The following is a 20,654-nucleotide window of genomic DNA, read 5'->3' as shown; positions in this document are numbered from 1 at the left end:
CCATCCGGTGAAAACACCTCACGTCTCGCGATTTTTGGTCACCAAAAATATTTCGACGTTTTGCCGCCTAAATTTTAATCGGCATCGCACGCCGTGATCCTGCCGGGAATCCAACTTTTTCTTGTTCGCCCCGGACAGGACCGGATGGCCCGAGACGTATTTTTCGAGGTCATTTTTTCCTCATGACGTGTTTTGCGGAGGGCTCGGACACGTTTTTTCAGGGTGAGACGTATTTTTTGAGCCTATTTTTTCCCCGGAAACGGCTTTTTCGGCGTGAGACGCGTTTTTTCACGCATTTTTTCGACGGCCTTTTTCCCGCCCCGACGGGAGGCCCTTTCCCGCTGCTCAAAACTTCAACTTTTCCGGTCAATCAGGGGATCTCTCCCATGGCGCATATACATTGTGTGCAATAAAATATCGCACAATAGAAATTCGAAAGGATGGATTCTCACGTATGGCGAGCAGTAAAAATTCGGCAATGAAAACCGGCACTGCGCTCGAAGCGCAACTTGGCTTTGCTTTGTATTCGGCATCCCTGGCGATGACGAAGGCGTACAAACCGTTCCTCGATCGGCTGGGGTTGACCTACCCGCAGTACCTTGCGATGCTGGTGCTGTGGGAAGCGGACGACGTGCCTGTCAGTCATCTCGGAACACGTCTCGGTCTTGACTCGGGGACCCTGACCCCCTTGCTGAAACGCCTGGAAAACATGGGCCTGCTGGCCCGCCGCCGGGGGGATGACGACGAGCGTCAGGTCTTCATCGAACTGACGCCGCGTGGGGTGAGCCTGAAACGGGAAGCGCGCCTTGTGCCTTCACAGGTGTTGCACGCGAGCGGGCAAACTGCCGATGAGCAGACCGCGCTGCGCGCGCAGTTGCTGGCCTTGCGAGATGCGTTGAACGAAGCCTGATTCCCGAGTGATGCACCAAAGATGTGCGTCACTCAGTTGTACACAATCTAATTCGCGGGTACCAGCATCTCGGCACCTTCAATCTTCTGCACGGTCAGCCCTCTGTCACGCCAGGCATCGAGACCGCCGAGAAGCGGGCGCACATCCTTGAAGCCCTGCGAACGCAGTTGTTGAGCCAGTTTTGCGGCCGAAACTTCGTTCGGGCAGGCGCAATACACGACGATTTTGCGGTCGCGCGGCACTTCCTTGAGCTGGGTGCCCAGTTTTTCGGGGTCGAGAGAGATTGCGCCGGGAATCGTGAACGGATCGACGGCGCGGCGTGAGTTCGACCGGACGTCGATGACCACCGGTGAGACCTCCTCCTTCATCCATTCCTCGAGCGTTTCGACGCCGATGCGCGCCATTCGCAGTGAGCGGAGCAGCCGGTAGCGGTTGAGCCAGCGATTGGCCAGATACAGCACGAACAACAGCAGCACCAGCCACAACGCCCCGCGGCCCAGGGTATCGAGCGCGTCGAGTACGGGATTGATGCGGCTCGCGAACATGGTGCCGAGCGTCACCGCGACGCCCGACCAGAGCAGCGCGCCGATGGCATCGAAAAGGACAAACGTGCGCCACCGCACACCGAGCGCACCGGCCATCGGCACGGCGAGCGCCGATAGTCCGGGGATGAATTTCGCGAACATCAGAATCCGGAAGCCGTGGCGCTCGAGCGCGCCTTCCGTGCGGCTAACGCAACTGTCGGGTGAAATCGACAGCCGGCACATCAGCCGAAGGATCTGGCTGCCGAAGCGGCGCCCTGCCAGGAACCAGACCGCGTCACCGATCAACGCGGCCGCCAGGGCGACGACCAGGATCGTTGGTGGCGAAAATGTGCCGGCCGACGCGGTCAGGATGAGCGTGGGGTATGCGGGAACAGGCAAGCCGAGCGCCTGCCCCAGGATATTGAGGAAGACGAGAGCCAGCCCGTAACGGGCGATCAGATCGAACAGCATGCCGGAACCTGCGCCAAGAAGGGGGACGATTCACTCATCTTAGCAATTCGGCATGACATGCGTTAGGTCCGCCAACGGGATGAACAGTTTCACCGGTGGATCAATCGATGCGTGCCCGCGAAGTCATCAGCGCGCTGCGACAACCCGGACGCTGGTGCACGACAGCCGCTTTTGCATCGATGCAAGCCGTGCCATGGCGGGTACGACGTTGCCTGAAAACGGGAACGCTTCGGCTTCTTATATAACATAGGACTACTATATTAAAGACCGATTTTTCATGTGAACACTTCATGCGCCAACAATGCAATGAGTGTTTAGAGTATTTGTTCTAATCATCCATGTTCGTTCGTCATGTTAACGATCATGCCGTGGGGCGTGGCCTCGCGCGATGCGGCGTGCCGGTGCAAGCCGGCCGTCCACTCCGTTAGGCAGCGCCAACTTCGTGTCCCTCTTGACGCCTGTCATACCGCACGCTCTACTAGCGCTGAACGCTTCGCGCGTACCCGCGCCGCTCGACGTACCCATGCATGCAAGACCCCCAACGGGCCGCGCCCGGACAACCCCGTCCGGCCGGCGGCATCGTCAGGCATAAACATCAAGGACCACTCATGCAGCCAGGCAGCGTCATTCCGCTTCAATACGGGGCATTTCTCGTCGTGCTTTCGTTCATCATCTCGGCGCTCGGCGCGTACGTGGCGCTGGTGTCGGCAGCGCATATTCGCGGCGAGGGCGGCCGCGTACATGTGGGTTATCTCGTTGTCGCGGCCATCGCGCTTGGCGGTGTCGGCATATGGGGGATGCATTTCATCGGCATGGCTGCGCAGCGTACGCCGTTCGTGGTGTCCTACAGTCTGTGGCCGACGCTGGGTAGCCTGGCATTGGCGATCGTCGTATCGGGCTTCGCCTTGTGGTACGTGGGCCGCTCGCCGTTCAATGCGTTTTATTGCTTGGTCGGCGGCGTGCTGGGGGGGCTGGGCGTCACCGGGATGCACTATCTGGGCATGAGCGCAGTACGCACACAAGCCTATTTCACATGGGATGCGGGGTTGATCGCGTTGTCGGCGGTAATCGCGATGGTTGCGGCGGCCGTTGCGCTATGGCTGGCGTTCAACTTGCGCACGTCGATGCAGCGCGGACTGGCGTCGCTCGTGATGGCCGGCGCCGTGTGCGGCATGCATTACACGGGCATGCGCGCAGGGACCATGATCTGCACGGCGGACAGCCCAAGCAACAGCGCGTGGCTGCACGGCGACACCTTGGCGTACGCCGTTTTCGCAATCGCCTGCGTCGCCGTGCTGGGTATGGGTGTGCTGCTCTACCGCGGGTCCGTGGAACGGCGCGCGCGGATCGAGGCGCGGGTGGAGGCGCTTACGCGTGGCGTGGCGGGACGCGGTTCCGGCCCGATCTGAAATCGGAAATCGCGATGCCCGCCTGGCCTCAATGAAGGATGGGGCTGGCGCCGACAGGCATGACGTCGCCGGTTTCGATGAGATCGGCGATGAAGAACGGTTCCGTGTTGAGTTCGCGCGAAGCGCCGGGCTGGCCGGCGTACCAGCGAACCATGGCCATGTCGCCGAGCACGCGGGTCACGATCCCGATGGCGCCCTGGGGCACCGCAATATGATTGGATGTCACGATCGATCCGATTTGCACGTGGTTCTCTCCAGCAAAAAACGTTATCTGACTATACCGTATTGGCGCGTAGGTGCCGGGGATTTTGTGCGCTCCGGGTTATCGGTGCCGGGCGGCTCATCGAGCGTGGGCGCCAGTCTGCGGTAATGCGGGCCGCGCGGCGTCCGTATGGATTGGATGAGCGAGAACGTGTCGTATGTCCACAGCAGCGGACGAGGATTGGGGTCCGCCGGCGCGCAGCGCGCATGACGCAACAACGTGACGTGCGGACGGAACCCTTGCGCCTCGATGTGTCCGCCGGCGGCCTGCCATTGCGACAGCAGCGCGTCGCGGGTCGCATGCAGGGAATCGGGGACATGCGCGGCGCTGGCCCAGACGATCTTGCGATCCGACCAGAAACCGATTTGATCGAAGGTCAGCGTACCGGGCGTGATCGGGGTGCGTTGCATGAGCGTGAGCAACGTGCCCAGACGCGCCGGATCGACTTCCCCGAGAAACACAAGCGTGAGATGAAGCGTATCGGCGCGCAGCACGCGCCCGCCGCAGTCGGCGTGCGCCATGCGCGCCCAGTCGTGAAATTGCGCGCGGACACCCTGGCTGGGCCAGAGGGCAAAGAAGAGTCGCATGAGAACACCGCAGGTTGTGGCCTGTCGATGATTCTCATAGTAGTGCGACTCCGACCGGAATGCCAAAGCCGGCGCGTGGATGCGCCGGCGGATCAGTTGCTGGAAATGCCGGTTTGCGCGCCGCCGCGATGCCCGCGACGGGCGGCAGGTTTGTCGGCGGGTGTCTCGGCCGGTTTGGCCGGTGCGGGGTGAATGATGCTGTTCCAGTTGTTCTGGATAGCCGTATCGGTCGTGTCCCGCGAGATTGCGCGGGTGATGTCAGCCGACGGCGTGGGTGCGGGCGCCGTGGCCGGCATTGCCGGCGTCGTCACGCCGGGGGGCGCCGTTGTCCCTTGGGCCTGGGCGAGTGAGGCTGTGGCGGCGAGGCCGGTTACGGCGAGCAGGGTAAGGAAGCGGAATTGCGGACGAGCGAGGCGCTGGGACATGTGGGATCAGGACAATAAGCGCATCGACAACGTGCGGCATCGCGGATATCTGAGGATATCGGGCGACGCCGCACACTGGCGGGCGCGGGGTTCAATAGGTGCCGGGCGGCGGCGCCCAGCCCGGCGGCGGGGGTGGCGGCGGTGCGTAGCGGCGGGCGGGTTGCGCGGAGACCATGCCGCCGCGCACGGGCACCCGGTGACCGGAGGCGTACATGCACTGCACGTAGGCCGCATCGTACCGGTTTTGTGTGAGATACGCCGACGATTGCGCATTGCCGGCACCGATGGCGCTGCCGGTCAACAGGCCGGCGCCCGCGCCGACGGCGGCACCTCTGCCGCCACCGAAAGCGGCACCCGCGGCGGCACCGATGGCGGTGCCGACCACGGCACTGCCGACAGCGCTGTTGGTGGCGGCGGTGTTGGCGTCGAGGCCGCCGTTCTGGCCGTTGGCGTACTGACGGCAGGAGGCGTCATCGTAGCGGAACTGGTCGAAGCTCTTGCCGGTGCCGGGCAGCGCCATCACGCTGGGGCCGGTCGGCACGGCGACACAGCCGGCAAGCGCTGCGGCGAGCAGAAGCGCGGCGGGTGCGGCAAGCCTTCGGTGGTGATGAGACAGCGGCGGATGATTCATGGCACGGGCCCTCACTGTTGCGGTACGGGTTGCGCGGGCACGGTGCGCCATCCCGCCGGGCACGTTTTCACGTACGGATAGTAGGCTTTGGACTTATCGCAGTAATACCAGGTGTCGCCGCCTTGATCGCCGGCGGCAGCCTGTTGCGATTGCTCCACGTAGGCCTCGGACTGACCGGGCACGACGACAACGGGCGCGGGACCGTAATACGGGTACGGGGCGACGGGATAGGCGTACGGATAGGGGTAGAAGCCGGGACCGACCCAAACGCGGACACCGCCGCGCCATGCCATTGCGCTTCCGCTGGCGAGCGTGGCGGCCGCGGCCAACAGACCGATGACGACAGGAAGACGTTTCACGACGAGACCTCGATGCGCATGCCGGCACGGAATATGCCCGACACACAGCGGTTAGCCCTGACATCATGGGAAGCCGCGCACGCGCGGGGCTTCATGCCAGGATCATGGCAATTCCGAGTCTAGGCCCGAGGTCCCCGCGAGGCAATTACGAGGCGTGTTAGATGTGTTTCAAAGCATTACAGCGGGGGCGCACCTCGAACCCGGTTGGCTCGAAGCGCCAGTGCCGTTACAGACGGCGCACACCGATGACGGCCCGTCGTAATGAGCGTTTTGTCGCGTCCGTTTGAAATTCAAACTCTTTTTTTCCAGGGGAGTCTTGGCGGCGTTCGCCATTAGACTGAATCTGCCCAGCGCAACGTTGGTCCCATGTGCTTCGGGTTCTTGGCTCGCCCGAGCGGGCGGGCCCTTTTTATTTTCCGATACAAAACCGGCTGAAGATCACGCCGAGCAGATCGTCGGACGTAAACTCTCCGGTGATCGCGTTGAGCTGTTCCTGGGCCAGCCGCAGTTCTTCCGCGAACAAATCCAGCGCGCCGGCGTTTTGCGCGGCATGCGCCGCCGCTACGTCGACGTGCTCACGCGCCGCACGCAACGCCGCAAGATGGCGCTCACGTGCCAGGAAAACGCCTTCATTGCCCGCTTGCCAACCGGCAATCTTAAGCAGTTCCGAACGTAGCAGGTCGATTCCGTCGCCTGCCTTCGCCGACAGACGAATCGCCATCGGCGTACCATCCCTTGCAGCAACCACCATCGCCGCTTCTCCGGCGAGATCCGTCTTGTTCAACACTCGCACGATCGGCACCTGTGTCGGCAGGCGCTTCGCGATGTCCTCGTCGTCCGCCGTCATCCCCATACGCGCATCGAGCAGATGCAATACCGCATCCGCCTTCGCGATCTCGCTCCAGCTGCGTGCGATGCCGATCTGTTCCACTTCGTCGTGCGTCTCGCGCAATCCGGCCGTATCGATGATGTGCAAGGGAATACCGTCGATCTGAATCGTCTGCTGCACCTTGTCGCGCGTGGTCCCGGCAATCGGCGTGACGATCGCCAACTCGGCCCCTGCCAGCGCGTTGAGCAACGACGACTTGCCGACGTTCGGTTGGCCCGCCAACACGACATTCAGCCCTTCGCGCAACAACGCGCCCTGCTTCGCCTGTGCCAGCACGCTGTCGAGCTGCGCCTGTATGCGCGCCAACTGTCCGTGCGCATCGGCTGCCTCGAGAAAATCGATTTCCTCTTCCGGGAAATCCAGCGTCGCCTCGACCAGCATCCGCAAATGAATCACCTGATCGACCAACTGATGAATCTCGCGCGAAAACGCCCCATCGAGCGACCGGCTCGCCGAGCGCGCCGCCGCTTCGGTACTCGCTTCAATCAAGTCCGCGACAGCTTCCGCCTGCGCCAGATCGAGCTTGTCGTTCAAAAACGCGCGATGCGTAAACTCCCCCGGCTCGGCCAATCGGACACCCAGCTCGGCGCCGGCATCAAGACAACGCTGCAGGATCAACTGAAGAACGATCGGACCGCCGTGCCCTTGCAATTCGAGAACATCCTCGCCCGTATAAGAATTCGGCCCCGGGAAATACAACGCAATCCCGCGATCGAGCGTGCCGCCCTGCCCGTCCAGGAACGGCAGATACGCCGCATGGCGCGCCTTCAATGGTTGCCCGACCAGCTTCGCGATCACCGCCTGAACAGCTTCACCGCGATATTTCCCGAACGACACTCGCACGACACCAATCCCCCCCCGTCCGGGGGCGGTGGCGATGGCGGCGATCGGGACGGCGGTATGCGTGGCGCTCATGGGGCGATATGTCGGCAATGTTCGTCAATCCGTCATTTTGACATGCACAAAACAAAACCGCCCGCGAGGGCGCTCGCGGGCGGTTTGCAAAGCTTGCGAAGACGCGACGGTTACGCCGGCTTCTTTTCCTTCTTCTGGCCCAACATGCGGTTGATGGACCATTGCTGCGCGATCGACAGCGTGTTGTTGACCACGTAGTACAGCACCAGTCCCGACGGCAGGAAGAGGAACATGAACGAGAAAATCAGCGGCATGAACATCATCATCTTCGCCTGCATCGGATCCGGCGGCGTCGGGTTCAGCTTGGTCTGGATGAACATCGACACGGCCATCAGCACCGGCAGGATGTAGAACGGATCCTGTGCCGACAGATCGTGAATCCAGCCCAGCCAAGGCGCGCCGCGCATCTCCACGCTCGACAGCAGCACCCAGTACAGCGCGATGAACACCGGAATCTGGATCACGATCGGCAAGCAGCCGCCGAACGGATTCACCTTCTCGGCCTTGTACAACTCCATCAGCGCCGCGTTCATCTTCTGCGGGTCGCCCTTGTAGCGCTCACGCAAAGCCTGCATGCGCGGCGTGATTTCCTTCATGCGCGCCATCGAACGGTAGCTCGCAGCCGACAGCGGGAAGAACACCAGCTTGATGATCACGGTCACCGCGATGATCGCCCAACCCCAGTTGCCGATGATGCCGTGCAGCTTCGACAGCAGCCAGAACAGCGGCTTGGCCAGGATCGTGAAGTAACCGTAGTCCTTCGTCAGTTCCAGGCCCGGCGCGATCTCGCCGAGCATGTGCTCTTCCTGCGGACCGGCAAACAGGCGTGCATTGACCGTGACCGCTTGGCCGCCGGCGAGGCTGGCCAGCGGCGCTTTCGAGCCCACGCGATACAGGCCGTTGTCGAGCTTGCCGATGTAGTTCTCACGCGCCGCGCCTTCCTGCGGAATCCAGGCCGATGCGAAGTAATGCTGCACCATCGCGATCCAGCCGTCGTCGGACTGCTTGTTGTAGCTCGCCTTGCCCTTGTCGATGTCGCTGAAAGTGATTTTCTGGAACTTGTCAGCGCTGCTGTACACGGTCGGGCCCGTGAACGTGTGCGAAAACTTCGCGCCGCTGATCTCCGTACCGTCGCGCACCAGTTCCATGTACATCGTCGGCTTCACGGCGTCGTTGCCTGTGTTGACGATCTGGTTGGACACGTCGATCACGTAGCTGCCGCGATGGAACGTATACGTGCGGGTGAGTTGCACGCCACCCTTCACCGGCGACTGGAATTTGACCGCCAGCGTGTCGCCGGTCATCTGCAGCGGACCCGGCACCAGCGTAAAGGCGTCGTTGTGGTTCGGAAAGTCGCCGCCGATCAGTCCCGAGCGGGCGAGATAGGTGTGGGCGGCGGTGCTGTCGAACAACAGGACGTGTTTGCCTTCTTCTGCGTCGTCTTTCCACTTGGTCAGCGCGAGACGCGAGATCGTGCCGCCTTGCGTGTCAATGTCGGCATCAAAGACATCGGTGCTCACGTGCACTTTCTGCGACGCGGCGGCGACCGGTGCGTTACCGGGTGCGGCACTCGGCGCGGCGGCATTGGCCGCGGCCTGCGGCAGATCGTTGGCCGGCGTCTTGCCGCCCTGCACGGCCGGGGCGGTGGCCTCGGGTACAGGGAAGAACAGCGACGAATGGCCAGTGGCGCGTTGCCAGTTGTCGAAAAGCATCACGACAGACAGCGCGAAGATGACCCAGAGTACGGTACGTTTGATGTCCATGAGGAAGCTCTTGGTGGACGAGATCAGAAGAGGCGTTGCGAGCCGCGGCGATGCGCGTTCGACGGCCAGGGCTGGTCGGGGTTGGCGGAGTCCGGGCGTGCGGAATCGTCGGCCGAAGCACAGGCATGCCTGGCCGGAGGCACGGGGTCGAGCCCACCGGGATGAAACGGGTGACAACGGCACACGCGCCGGGCGGCGAGATACGTGCCATACGCGGGGCCATGGGTTTCAATGGCAACGCGTGCGTAGTCGGAGCAACTCGGATGAAAGCGGCAACGGTTACCCAGCCAGGGACTGATCACCAGCTTGTAACCGCGCAGGAGCAACAACAGCACGCTTCGCATCTCGATCCCGCCTGTCAGTCCGGCCGTGGGGGCCGGTTCGGCGGCGCCTGGCCCGAAGGGCCGGACGCCGTCGTGGGGTTCCGTTCCGGCTTATCGCGGTTTGCCCGGTCGAGGGCTGCCGCGAAAAGCTGCGTGAATTCGGCCTGGACCAGTGTCTTCAACACCGGTGCCGCTGCGGCTTCGTACGTGCCCTTGTCGAAACGGCGCGTGAGCCGCAGGACGAAGTCCCACCCGGCCAGATCGGCGCGGCGCTGGCGAAACATCTCGCGCGCCTGACGCTTGATCAGGTTCCGGGTGACGGCGCGTGGTGCATGCTTCTTGCCGACCACGATGCCGATGCGTCCCTCGCAACCGGACGCCGGGACAGGCAAATGCTGCAGCTCGCGCGGCCGCATGTACAAGACGAAGTGCACGCTGCGACGCAGGGGGCGCAAACTAAAAACGGATGAAAACTCATCCGTTTTGAGCAGCCGCGCGGCTTTAGGAAAACCAGCCGGCGGGGCTTCACGCCTTGCGGACTTTACGCGCAAAACCGCGGTAAAACCGAATACTCGCTGATCGCCGAAACTGGCCGAAGCCAGCTTAGACGGCCAGACGGTGACGGCCCTTGGCGCGACGAGCGGCGATGACCTTGCGGCCGCCACGGGTCTTCATGCGGACCAGGAAGCCATGGGTGCGCTTGCGGCGCGTCACGGAAGGCTGATAAGTACGTTTCATGATGCACTCACTGTGTGAAAAAAATCCCGGCGGCGGCGCGGTACGTCAGGCGCAAGCCCAAGCCCGGAAGGGACTTTCGCCTGCGGCGCAGCCAGCGAGAGTTGGACGGTAGTCCGGTTATCTTTCTGACGAACCCGTTATTTAATCGGTTTTTCCATTGTGTGTCAATAGCTTAGCGTCCCTGCCACTCGGGATCCATTCTCGGCGGCATGCGCCCCATACTGTACACGCCTCACCCGCCGCTTATTGTGTCGTTTCTGTGGATTGCTCTGCATTTGGGCAGCGGGGTCCAAGCCCCAAGCGGGTTAACTGGCGTGGGATTGAGCGGGATGCCCGTGCTGTGGGCATTCCTGTGGATAACTCGCCTTCGGGACACTTTGGCGGTAAAATCCCCCATCAAAATTTTTCCCAGCAGACTTCCGGCGACGCCGCCTTGTGGATAGCGCGCCGGGTTCGGCCGTTCGCGCGCGTCAGGAACCCCCTCTTTTCCTGATGGACGCTGCGCTCCTCCGAACCCGTGACCGCGCCCCAAGGCCTCGCCGGCGGGATGCATTGCGCCTGTTCGGCTTGCTCTTTCGCGTTTTGCCCCCACGTAGACAGGGTGAATGCGCGATTCGGCAGGCCGCGCGCCACCAGGACACCACACGCTGCATGAACGACTTCTGGCAACACTGCGCCACCCGGCTTGAGCAAGAGCTGACGCCACAGCAATTCCGCACGTGGATCAAGCCGCTGGCGCCGGTCGACTTCGACGCGCAATCGCGCGTGCTCAAAATCGGCGCGCCGAACCGCTTCAAGCTCGACTGGGTCAAGAGCCAATTTTCCGGCCGGATCACGGACATGGCCGCCGCGTTCTGGAACGAACCGATCGAAGTGACGTTCGTGCTCGACCCGAAAGCCGGCCTGCGTGTGCCTTCCCCGACCGCAGCGCCCGCCCCGCGAGTGGCCCCGGCAGCGCCGAATCATGCAACCAGTCCGGCGCCTGTGTCGCATCCGACGGCAGCCGCTGCCGCAGCCTCCGCCGCGATGGCCGACGGTGCAGGGCTCGACGGGGAACGTCCCGATCTGGAAGCCAGCGAAGCCGAGGCCGTGCGCCGCAATTGGCGCGTCACGCCCCAAGAGCCGGCCATCAACCACGAAGTCGAGTCGATCTACGAGCGCTCCAAGCTCAATCCGGTGCTCACATTCGACAATTTCGTCACGGGTAAATCGAACCAGCTGGCCCGCGCCGCAGCCATCCAGGTGGCGAACAATCCGGGTACGTCGTACAACCCGCTGTTCCTCTACGGCGGCGTCGGTCTGGGGAAAACCCACTTGATCCACGCGATCGGCAACCAGTTGTTGCAGGAAAAGCAGAATCCCCGTATTCGCTACATCCACGCAGAACAGTACGTTTCCGACGTAGTGAAGGCTTACCAACGTAAGGCCTTCGACGAATTCAAGCGCTATTACCATTCGCTCGATCTGCTGTTGATCGACGATATTCAGTTCTTTTCGGGCAAGAGCCGCACGCAGGAGGAATTCTTCTACGCTTTCGAGGCGCTGATCGCGAATCGTGCGCAGGTGATCATCACCAGCGACACGTATCCGAAGGAAATCACGGGGATCGACGATCGGCTGATTTCGCGTTTCGATTCCGGCCTGACGGTCGCGATCGAGCCGCCCGAGCTGGAAATGCGGGTGGCGATCCTGATCAAGAAGGCGCAGGCCGAAGGCGTGGGGCTGTCAGAGGACGTGGCGTTTTTCGTCGGCAAGCACCTGCGCTCGAACGTGCGCGAACTGGAAGGCGCGTTGCGCAAGATTCTTGCGTATTCGAAGTTCCATGGGCGGGAAATCACCATCGAACTGACGAAGGAAGCGCTCAAAGACCTGCTGACGGTTCAGAATCGTCAGATTTCCGTCGAAAACATCCAGAAGACGGTCGCCGATTTTTACAATATCAAAGTCGCCGACATGTATTCAAAGAAGCGTCCGGCGAATATCGCGCGTCCGCGCCAGATTGCGATGTACCTGGCGAAGGAACTGACGCAAAAGAGCCTGCCGGAGATCGGCGAACTGTTCGGCGGGCGCGATCATACGACGGTATTGCACGCGGTGCGCAAAATCGCGGAAGAGCGCGGCAAGGACGCGCAGCTCAACCACGAATTGCACGTGCTGGAGCAGACGCTCAAGGGCTGACCGCGGCCCCGTGGATAGGCTTGGCGCGAACGTCGGGCGGATTGGGGAAAACGGGCATTTTCGGGCACAATAGAGGATCGGCGCATAAATCGTGCCGATGCCGTCCACAGCCTTTTTTGCCCTTTTCTGCCCTGTTATCCCGTCCCCATGCCATTGATGGACCGAGGAATTTCGGGTTTTCCAGCGTTTTGATACCCGGTTAACAGTTACTACGAAGGATAGATATGCAATTGGTCAAAACTCAACGAGACAACCTGCTGCGGCCGCTGCAAACCGTGAGCGGCATCGTCGAGCGTCGCCATACGTTGCCGATTCTGGCCAATTTGCTGATCCGCAAGCATGGACCGGACATCTCCTTCCTTTCCACCGATCTCGAACTGCAGATCACCACGACGGCCGACTGCGGCGCGGGTGACGGCGAGGTCGCCACGACGGTGGCCGCGCGCAAGCTGCTGGACATTTTGCGCAACATGCCCGACGCCGAAGTCGCCCTGTCCCTGTCGGACAAGCGTCTGACGGTGCAGGCCGGCAAGAGCCGCTTCCAGTTGCAGACGCTGGCGGCGGAAGATTTCCCGACCGTGGCCGAAGCGAAGGACTACGCCGCGAGCTTCGCGCTGCCGCAGCGCAAGTTCCGCCAGCTGCTGGGCATGGTGCATTTCGCGATGGCGCAGCAGGACATCCGTTATTACCTGAACGGCATGCTGCTGGTGGTCGACGGCGAACAGATCATTGCCGTGGCGACGGACGGTCACCGTCTGGCCTATTGCAGCACGACGGTCGAGGGCGAGAAGTTTGCGCGCCAGGAAGTGATCATTCCGCGCAAGACGATTCTGGAACTGCAGCGTCTGATGGAAGACATCGACGATCCGGTGCAGATCGACGTGGCGCCGAGCCAGGTCAAGTTCCGCTTTGCGCAGGTCGAGCTGGTGTCGAAGCTCGTCGAGGGCAAGTTCCCGGATTTCACGCGCGTGATTCCGAAGGGCTACAAGAACGGTTTCGTGATCAGCCGCGAAGAACTGCACCGTTCGTTGCAGCGTGCGGCGATCGTGACATCCGACAAATTCAAGGGCGTGCGCTGCGCGGTGGGCGACAACCTGCTGAAGATCAGCGCGAACAACGCCGAGAACGAAGAAGCACAGGAAGAACTCGAAATCGACTACAGCGGCGATACGCTGGAGATCGGTTTCAACGTCACTTATCTGCTCGACGTCCTCGCCAACCTCAAGGTCGAGCAGGTCAAGGTGAGCTTGGGCGATGCCAATTCGTCGGCCCTGATCACGTTGCCCGACAACGAAGAATTCAAGTATGTCGTGATGCCGATGCGCATCTGAGTCCAAATCCGCCGATACGCGCGCGAAGGGGCTTGAAGGGGCATTGCGCCCCTTCGGCATTTCTAGAGATTTGTCCTTTGAACGGGATTGATCAGCAATAACGCAGTAAACCGGAAGATTGTCATGAGCGAACAGCAAAAGCAGCAGGCCGAAAACGGCTATGGCGCAGCCCAGATTCAGATCCTCGAGGGTCTCGAAGCGGTGCGCAAGCGGCCGGGCATGTACATCGGCGATACGTCCGATGGCACGGGTCTGCACCATCTGGTGTTCGAAGTGCTCGATAACTCGATCGACGAAGCACTGGCCGGTTATTGCGACGATATTCACGTCACGATCCACGCGGACAATTCGATTTCCGTGACGGACAACGGCCGCGGCATTCCGACTGGCATCAAGTTCGACGACAAGCACGAGCCCAAGCGCAGCGCGGCGGAAATCGTGATGACGGAACTGCACGCCGGCGGCAAGTTCGATCAGAACAGCTACAAGGTGTCGGGCGGCCTGCACGGCGTGGGCGTATCGTGCGTGAACGCGCTGTCGGATTTCCTGCGCCTGACGGTGCGCCGCGACGGCAAGAAGCATTACATGGAGTTCCGCCGCGGGGTGCCGCAGGACCGCCTGATCGAAGTGCAGGAAGGTGTTGAAGTGTCGCCGTTGAAGCTTTTGGGCGACACCGAGAAGCGCGGCACGGAAGTGCACTTCCTCGCCGACGAAAGCATTTTCGGCAAGGTTGAATTCCATTACGACATTCTCGCCAAGCGGATGCGCGAGTTGTCGTTCCTGAACAATGGCGTGCGGATCCGTCTGACGGATCTGCGCACGGGCAAGGAAGACGATTTCGCATTCGCGGGCGGCGTGAAGGGTTTTGTCGAGTACATCAACAAGTCCAAGAGCGTGTTGCACCCGACCATTTTCCACGTGACCGGCGAGCGCGACGGGATCGGCGTGGAAGTGGCGATGCAGTGGAACGACAGCTACAACGAGAATGTGCTGTGCTTCACGAACAACATTCCGCAGCGCGACGGCGGCGCTCACTTGACCGGTTTGCGTGCGGCGATGACGCGCGTGATCAACAAGTACATCGACGAACACGAGATGGCCAAGAAGGCCAAGGTCGAGACGACCGGCGACGATATGCGCGAAGGTCTGACGTGCGTGCTGTCGGTGAAGGTGCCGGAGCCGAAGTTCTCGTCGCAGACGAAGGACAAGCTGGTGTCGAGCGAAGTGCGCGCGCCGGTGGAAGAGTACGTGGCGAAGGCGCTGGAAGAGTTCCTGCAAGAGACGCCGAACGACGCGAAGATCATTTGCGGCAAGATCGTGGAAGCGGCGCGTGCGCGCGACGCAGCCCGCAAGGCGCGCGAAATGACGCGCCGCAAGGGCGTGCTGGACGGCGTTGGTCTGCCGGGTAAGCTGGCCGATTGCCAGGAAAAGGATCCGGCGCTGTGCGAGATCTACGTGGTCGAGGGTGACTCGGCAGGCGGATCGGCCAAGCAGGGCCGCGACCGCAAGTTCCAGGCGATCCTGCCGCTGCGCGGCAAGGTGCTGAACGTTGAAAAGGCGCGCTTCGACAAGCTGATTTCGAGCGAGCAGATCGTGACGCTGATTACCGCGCTGGGTTGCGGCATCGGCAAGGACGACTACAACATCGACAAGCTGCGCTATCACCGCATCATCATCATGACCGATGCTGACGTGGACGGCGCGCACATCCGTACCCTGCTGCTGACGTTCTTCTATCGTCAGGTGCCGGAGTTGATCGAGCGCGGCTACGTGTATATCGCGCAGCCGCCGCTGTACAAGATCAAGTCGGGCAAGGACGAGCGTTACCTGAAGGATGAAAGCGAGCTGAATCAGCATATGCTGCGGCTTGCGCTGCAGAACGCTGAGCTGCTGCCGACGACGGATGGCGTGGCGATCTCGGGAGACGCGCTGGGTGAGTTGGCACGCGCGTATCTGTTGTCGGAGGGCGTGATTGCGCGTGTGGGCCGATTGATCGAGCCGGCGATTCTGAACGCGATTACCGACGGCGTCGTGGTCGACCTGAGCGACGAGGCGGCGGCCAACGCTTCGGCCCAGGCGCTGCAAAAGGCGCTCGGCGACGATCCGCTGGCGCCGGAAATCACGGTGCGTGCGGTCATCGATGAGGCGAGCGAGCATCAGGCGTCACTGCGCGTGGAGCGGCGTCACCACGGCAATGTGAAGGTCAGCGTGCTGGATCAGGACTTCATGCAGACGGCCGATTACGGGCAATTGCAGAAGACGGCAGAGACGTTCAAGGGTTTGATCGGCGAAGGTGCACTGATCAAGCGCGGCGAGCGCTCGCAAGCGGTGACGAACTTCAAGAGCGCCATGCGCTGGTTGATGGCCGATGCCGAGCGTAACGTGAGCAAGCAGCGCTACAAGGGGCTGGGCGAGATGAACGCCGAGCAACTGTGGGATACGACGATGGACCCGGAGGTGCGTCGATTGCTGCGTGTCCAGATCGAAGACGCGATCGCCGCGGACGGCATCTTCACCACGCTGATGGGCGACGACGTCGAACCGCGCCGCGCGTTCATCGAAAGCAACGCGCTGCGTGCGGGGAATATTGACGTTTGATTGGTTTGTGTAGATAGCCGCATAACCTGAGAAAAAAGGACCCATAAGTTGAGAGACTTATGGGTCTTTTTTCGTGGCCAAGGTTTATGGGTGATTCATCGGCCGACCAATCACATCAAAGAGTCGCGCGGTCCTGATTGATTCTAGCTGCGCGCTCGGTATCGGCCCCACCTTCTCGTTCCTTCTTGTGACTTCCAAGGCTCGCGTCACTTGACTTGGCCCAGCAGCATCAGTTGTGAGCTGTCGGTGAGTTCGGCCATGGTATCGGAGGTTCCGTTGCCGAGCGATGCTAGCCATCGGGGAAGCTGCTCCTCAAGATGAGTGCAAAAGACGCGCGTGAGAGGGCTTTCGATGGAGTTGGGGCGTTGGACGATACCGACGTCTCTCCAACAGACTATGTCGTCTGCAAACGCAAGTGAGACAACATTCTTGGGAAGCGTCGAACACGAGAGAGCGGGAAGCAACGTTACGCCTAGCCCGGCTCCCACCATGGCTGTGAGCGATGAAATGTTGCGTACCGTCAGGCGAGCATTCGACGCTACTTCCGCGTACGACGCGTTATTCAGACTTCGCGACGACTCATTCAGAATCAAATTTGTCGTTGCGAGATCGTCCCAGCGTAACGGTCGCCCGAGCTGCACAAGAGGGTCGTCCTCGGCGCATACCAATCGGAATTTGTCCCTGAATAGGTGTTTGAAGGCCACCGACGTCGTGCCGGGCAGCGGACTGCAGATGCCAAAGTCTGCCTGCGCGGTTTCGACAAGCCGGATGACCTGAGAAGTGTCGGTATCTGTCAACTCGACATCGATATTGGCATGTCGAACGACAAAGTCCTTCAGAAGGCTGGGTAGCAGGTGTGTCGCAACTGAGGGAACGGACGCTATTCGCAATTTGCCTGTCCGGCCGTTTGCGTACGCCTTGATGAGGTCTACCGCACGGTCGTAATCCCGAATCAGAAGCGTCGCCGTTTCCTTTACGAACTGTCCAAGGTCCGTCAGGTGGCTCTTCCTGTCCTGCTCGAAAAGCGCAGCGGAGAGCTCATTCTCCAACTGGGTCAGAGTCATGGAAACGGCCGACACGGTCCGATTCAGGCGCTCTGACGCGCCTTTGATGCCTCCCACCTCCGCCACAGTCACAAACGTTCTCAGCGCTTCTAGCTTAATCACAGGGGCCTCCGCGTTCATTTCAGAAAAATTGAAAATAACTTAAAAATTATAAGATTGATTGAACTAATTTGGCTGGCAATGATTCGTCTACGGATGCCACGTGACGCGTTCGCCAATCAAATTAGAGACAGAGCAAAGGAGCCCCCATGAAATATGCTGCATCCCGCGCAATTGCCCTGCTGTGTTCAGCAGTCATTTGCGCTTTTGCCGGTTCGGCACAGGCTGCAGACTGCGGCACTGCTCCAAAAGTGACGATTGCCGAGATGTCGTGGTTGTCCGCCTCTACGCTTGCGCGCGTGACGCAGCACATCTTGAAATCGGGCTATGGCTGTAACGTCGAGCTCATGCCCGGAGACACCGTCCCGACGGCGACGTCCATGCTGACTCGCTCGCAGCCGAACATTGCACCGGAGCTTTGGGTGTCTACGACTCAGGACATCTGGAACTCAATCCGGAAGAAAGGAAATGTCTACAAGGCGAACGACGTCTTCGCCTCAGGCGCGCAAGAAGGACTGTGGGTTCCGGACTACCTCCTCAAAGAGAATCCGCAAATCAAGTCTGTCGAAGACTTGAAGGCCAACTGGAAGGTGTTTGCCTCTGAAGAGAATCCGTCCAAGGGGCGCATCTATAGCAGCCCTCCGGGATGGGCGTCCGAGATTGTCATCGCGAATCTCTACAAAGCTCTCGGGCTGCAGCAGACGTTCGAGCTTTTCTCCCCGGGGTCCGGTGAGGCGTTGAAGGCATCGATTGCTCGGGCGGTCGCGCGTCACCAGCCGTTTATTGGCTACTACTGGGCGCCGACGGAGGTGATCGCCAAGTATCACCTCGTACGCATGGACATGCCTGCTTACGATGCGGAGAAGTTCGTCTGTCTGACCAAGGACAGCTGCTCCAATCCGCAGGTTACCGGTTGGAAGAGTCCGGAAGTCGTTGTGGCTGCGACGTCGAACTTGAAGACCACAGCACCGGACGTCGCAACGTTCCTCAGCAAATTCCAAGTGCCGAACGACAAGCTCAATGAGTTGCTCGCTTGGGGCTCGACCAACGGTGCGACGCCTGAGCAGGTTTCGCAACGCTTCCTGAAGCAATACTCGAACGTGTGGACAGCGTGGGTTCCGGCCGACGTTGCCAAGAAGGTTCAGGCGTCGCTTCAATGATTGACCTAGCGTGGTCAAGCACGCCTTGACCACTTCGACGATTTTGGTGCGACGTTATGAACTCTGAATTTCCAGAACTTGTAGACCTGGCGCTTATTGGACACGCGATTGACAGCAGCTTCAATCAGTTTGTCTCGAATCACGGCGAGGGACTCGAAGCAACTGCGCTGCCGCTGCTCAAACTTCTGAACCTCTTCGAAAGCGGGCTGCTCGCGACACCGTGGTGGCTGGTCATCATCGCGTTGGGCGCGCTGGGGGGCTTGATTGCGCGCAGCGCCAAGGTGGCACTTGTCGTTGTCGTATTGATGTTTGGTGTGGGGCTTGTGGGCGTATGGGTGCCAGCCATGGCGACCATCGCGTTGATGCTTGTCGCCACTTTGCTGTCGGTGCTCATCGGCATCCCGATTGGTTTGATGATGTCTCAGTGGCGGGTGCTGCGAACCGTATTGCTTCCGGTTCTCGACGTGATGCAGACGCTCCCGATTTTCGTGTACCTGATTCCGTTCGTAATGTTGTTTGGTCCCGGGAAGATACCCGCGTTGCTCGCCACCATTTTTTTCGCGGTTTCGCCAGTGATTCGACTCACCGACTTGGGCGTGCGGCAAGTGGACGGTGAACTTGTTGAAGCGGTACGTGCCTTCGGTACGACGAAGACTCAGATTCTCTTCACTGTGCAGATGCCGTTGGCGTTGCCGTCAATCATGGCAGGCATCAACCAAACAACCATGATGGCGCTTTCAATGGTCGTTATCGCATCGATGATTGGTGCAGGAGGCTTGGGCTATCAAGTTCTGCAAGGAATCCAGCGCCTGGACGTGAGCCGGGGATTGCTGGCTGGCACGGGGATTGTGCTGCTGGCAATCGTGTTTGACCGAATTGCGCAGGCCTACGGCAAGCGCGCGCAGAAGACCTTGAAGCTGGGTTAGCCATCATGAGCGAAAACGTGAAAATCCGCATTGAAGATGTGACCAAAATCTTCGGGCCGAAGGCTTCGAAATCGCTCAAGCTTGTTCAGAGCGGGATGAGCAAGGGAGACCTTCTCAAGACGAACGGCAATGTGCTGGGTCTCAATCGAATCAACCTCTCCATCAACAAGGGGGAGACGTTCATCATCATGGGATTGTCGGGGTCGGGAAAGTCGACCCTCATCCGCCATTTCAATCGACTCATCGACCCGACGGCCGGCCGCATCCTGTTCGACGGCGAGGACATCCTCTCTTACGACGCGAAGAGGCTGCTTCACTTCCGCCGCAAGAAGGTCGCCATGGTGTTCCAGAAGTTTGCGCTCCTCCCTCACAAATCGGTCTTGGAGAACGCCGCTTACGGATTGCGAATCGCGGGCACGCCTCAGCGCGAAGCGAACCAGCGTGCAAAAGAGCAGCTCGACATCGTTGGCCTGTCTGGCTTTGTTGGTCACTATCCGGAGCAGCTGTCGGGTGGGATGCAGCAGCGGGTCGGTCTGGCGCGTGCCCTCGCGACCGATGCAGAAGTCCTGCTCATGGACGAAGCGTTCAGTGCGCTCGACCCGCTCATCAAGAAGGACATGCAAATCCAGCTCAAGGAAATCCAGGCGAAGCTGCACAAGACCATCGTCTTCATTACGCACGACCTCGATGAGGCACTGTTCCTTGGTGACCGGATTGCGATTCTCAAGGACGGAAACCTCATCCAAACCGGAACCGGGAGAGAGATTCTCACCCGACCGGCGGATGACTACGTCGCAAAGTTTGTGAGCGGCGTCAATCTTCCTAAAGCCATGACATGTGAGGACTTGGCGCTTCCGATTGAGGCGTCGCCTGATTGGCACCTCGCAGTGGTCGACCAGACCTTTCACATCTCACGAAAGGGGGGAACAGCAAGGGTCGCACAGACCATTGATGCTGCGGTCAACATTGAGCACGCATTTGCGCCGCTATCAGAAGGGTGCCCACCTCTCGTCGTAATGAAAAACGGCCAGCCCATCGGGATTCTCTGCAAGAGCGGAGTGCTGGCCGGCCTCAAGCGGCGTTGAGCTTTCG

At 60.7% G+C, this 20,654-nt stretch carries 20 protein-coding genes; 8 read left to right on the top strand and 12 right to left on the bottom strand.

The window, feature by feature from the left end; translation table 11 throughout:
- Positions 1–454 precede the first annotated feature (454 nt).
- Positions 455–910 carry a MarR family winged helix-turn-helix transcriptional regulator gene (locus PTE30175_RS14305; RefSeq protein WP_150697732.1) on the top strand — a complete coding sequence of 152 codons (456 nt, stop codon included), beginning with the start codon at positions 455–457 and terminating at the stop codon, positions 908–910.
- 47 nt (positions 911–957) lie between these two features.
- Here PTE30175_RS14305 and PTE30175_RS14300 read toward each other — a convergent pair whose 3' ends face one another.
- Entirely contained in the window at positions 958–1,905 is a 948-nt protein-coding gene (locus tag PTE30175_RS14300; protein WP_150697731.1) for a DedA family protein/thiosulfate sulfurtransferase GlpE, read from the bottom strand.
- Between the two features lie 608 nt (positions 1,906–2,513).
- Here PTE30175_RS14300 and PTE30175_RS14295 point away from each other — a divergent pair.
- Positions 2,514–3,314, top strand: a complete 801-nt coding sequence (locus PTE30175_RS14295) for an MHYT domain-containing protein (RefSeq protein WP_150697730.1) — start codon at positions 2,514–2,516, stop codon at positions 3,312–3,314.
- A gap of 28 nt (positions 3,315–3,342) precedes the next feature.
- On the opposite strand, the gene PTE30175_RS14290 is transcribed toward PTE30175_RS14295, so the two are convergent.
- From PTE30175_RS14290 to rpmH, 10 genes are all read right to left on the bottom strand, one after another.
- Positions 3,343–3,558 (bottom strand): hypothetical protein, encoded by a 216-nt coding sequence (locus tag PTE30175_RS14290; RefSeq protein ID WP_150697729.1) that lies wholly within the window; start codon positions 3,556–3,558, stop codon positions 3,343–3,345.
- A 23-nt stretch (positions 3,559–3,581) separates the two neighbouring features.
- A complete protein-coding gene (gene thpR, locus PTE30175_RS14285; protein ID WP_150697728.1) occupies positions 3,582–4,163 on the bottom strand; it encodes an RNA 2',3'-cyclic phosphodiesterase in 582 nt (193 codons plus the stop codon).
- Between the two features lie 92 nt (positions 4,164–4,255).
- The gene (locus PTE30175_RS14280) at positions 4,256–4,588 is read right to left on the bottom strand and encodes a hypothetical protein (RefSeq protein WP_150697727.1); all 333 of its coding nucleotides are present in this window, start codon (positions 4,586–4,588) and stop codon (positions 4,256–4,258) included.
- 91 nt (positions 4,589–4,679) lie between these two features.
- Positions 4,680–5,219 carry a YMGG-like glycine zipper-containing protein gene (locus PTE30175_RS14275; RefSeq protein WP_150697726.1) on the bottom strand — a complete coding sequence of 180 codons (540 nt, stop codon included), beginning with the start codon at positions 5,217–5,219 and terminating at the stop codon, positions 4,680–4,682.
- Between the two features lie 11 nt (positions 5,220–5,230).
- Positions 5,231–5,578, bottom strand: a complete 348-nt coding sequence (locus PTE30175_RS14270; protein WP_150697725.1) for a hypothetical protein — start codon at positions 5,576–5,578, stop codon at positions 5,231–5,233.
- A 409-nt stretch (positions 5,579–5,987) separates the two neighbouring features.
- Complete coding sequence (mnmE, locus tag PTE30175_RS14265) at positions 5,988–7,382, bottom strand: tRNA uridine-5-carboxymethylaminomethyl(34) synthesis GTPase MnmE (protein ID WP_150697724.1); 1,395 nt, start codon at positions 7,380–7,382, stop codon at positions 5,988–5,990.
- Between the two features lie 110 nt (positions 7,383–7,492).
- Positions 7,493–9,145, bottom strand: coding sequence for a membrane protein insertase YidC (gene yidC / locus PTE30175_RS14260; RefSeq protein WP_150697723.1), 1,653 nt, complete (start codon positions 9,143–9,145; stop codon positions 7,493–7,495).
- Between the two features lie 23 nt (positions 9,146–9,168).
- A complete protein-coding gene (yidD, locus tag PTE30175_RS14255) occupies positions 9,169–9,489 on the bottom strand; it encodes a membrane protein insertion efficiency factor YidD (RefSeq protein ID WP_150697722.1) in 321 nt (106 codons plus the stop codon).
- A gap of 14 nt (positions 9,490–9,503) precedes the next feature.
- Complete coding sequence (gene rnpA, locus PTE30175_RS14250) at positions 9,504–10,019, bottom strand: ribonuclease P protein component (protein WP_150697835.1); 516 nt, start codon at positions 10,017–10,019, stop codon at positions 9,504–9,506.
- A gap of 52 nt (positions 10,020–10,071) precedes the next feature.
- Positions 10,072–10,206, bottom strand: coding sequence for a 50S ribosomal protein L34 (gene rpmH, locus PTE30175_RS14245; RefSeq protein WP_150697721.1), 135 nt, complete (start codon positions 10,204–10,206; stop codon positions 10,072–10,074).
- A gap of 651 nt (positions 10,207–10,857) precedes the next feature.
- Between rpmH and dnaA the strand changes: the two genes are divergently transcribed.
- From dnaA to gyrB, 3 genes are all read left to right on the top strand, one after another.
- Positions 10,858–12,384 (top strand): chromosomal replication initiator protein DnaA, encoded by a 1,527-nt coding sequence (gene dnaA / locus PTE30175_RS14240; protein ID WP_224788777.1) that lies wholly within the window; start codon positions 10,858–10,860, stop codon positions 12,382–12,384.
- Between the two features lie 224 nt (positions 12,385–12,608).
- Positions 12,609–13,715, top strand: coding sequence for a DNA polymerase III subunit beta (gene dnaN, locus PTE30175_RS14235; RefSeq protein ID WP_150697719.1), 1,107 nt, complete (start codon positions 12,609–12,611; stop codon positions 13,713–13,715).
- Between the two features lie 123 nt (positions 13,716–13,838).
- Positions 13,839–16,313, top strand: a complete 2,475-nt coding sequence (gyrB, locus tag PTE30175_RS14230; protein ID WP_150697718.1) for a DNA topoisomerase (ATP-hydrolyzing) subunit B — start codon at positions 13,839–13,841, stop codon at positions 16,311–16,313.
- Positions 16,314–16,519: 206 nt separating this feature from the next.
- Here the strand turns inward: gyrB and PTE30175_RS14225 are convergent, their stop codons facing one another.
- Positions 16,520–17,479 carry a LysR family transcriptional regulator gene (locus tag PTE30175_RS14225; RefSeq protein ID WP_191629066.1) on the bottom strand — a complete coding sequence of 320 codons (960 nt, stop codon included), beginning with the start codon at positions 17,477–17,479 and terminating at the stop codon, positions 16,520–16,522.
- A 146-nt stretch (positions 17,480–17,625) separates the two neighbouring features.
- Here PTE30175_RS14225 and PTE30175_RS14220 point away from each other — a divergent pair, with 146 nt between their 5' ends.
- Genes PTE30175_RS14220 through PTE30175_RS14210 form a run of 3 tightly spaced genes read left to right on the top strand, consistent with a single transcriptional unit; the run spans position 17,626 to position 20,647 of the window.
- The gene (locus PTE30175_RS14220) at positions 17,626–18,636 is read left to right on the top strand and encodes a glycine betaine ABC transporter substrate-binding protein (RefSeq protein ID WP_150697716.1); all 1,011 of its coding nucleotides are present in this window, start codon (positions 17,626–17,628) and stop codon (positions 18,634–18,636) included.
- A gap of 56 nt (positions 18,637–18,692) precedes the next feature.
- Entirely contained in the window at positions 18,693–19,562 is an 870-nt protein-coding gene (locus PTE30175_RS14215) for an ABC transporter permease (protein WP_150697715.1), read from the top strand.
- A gap of 5 nt (positions 19,563–19,567) precedes the next feature.
- Positions 19,568–20,647: a quaternary amine ABC transporter ATP-binding protein gene (locus tag PTE30175_RS14210; RefSeq protein WP_150697714.1), complete on the top strand. Its 1,080-nt coding sequence runs from the start codon at positions 19,568–19,570 to the stop codon at positions 20,645–20,647.
- Positions 20,648–20,654: the final 7 nt, after the last annotated feature.

The organism is Pandoraea terrae, assembly GCF_902459695.1.
GTDB lineage: Bacteria > Pseudomonadota > Gammaproteobacteria > Burkholderiales > Burkholderiaceae > Pandoraea > Pandoraea terrae.
Note: the sequence above shows the minus strand (reverse complement) of the source record. Positions and strands in the feature narration are given on the sequence as shown.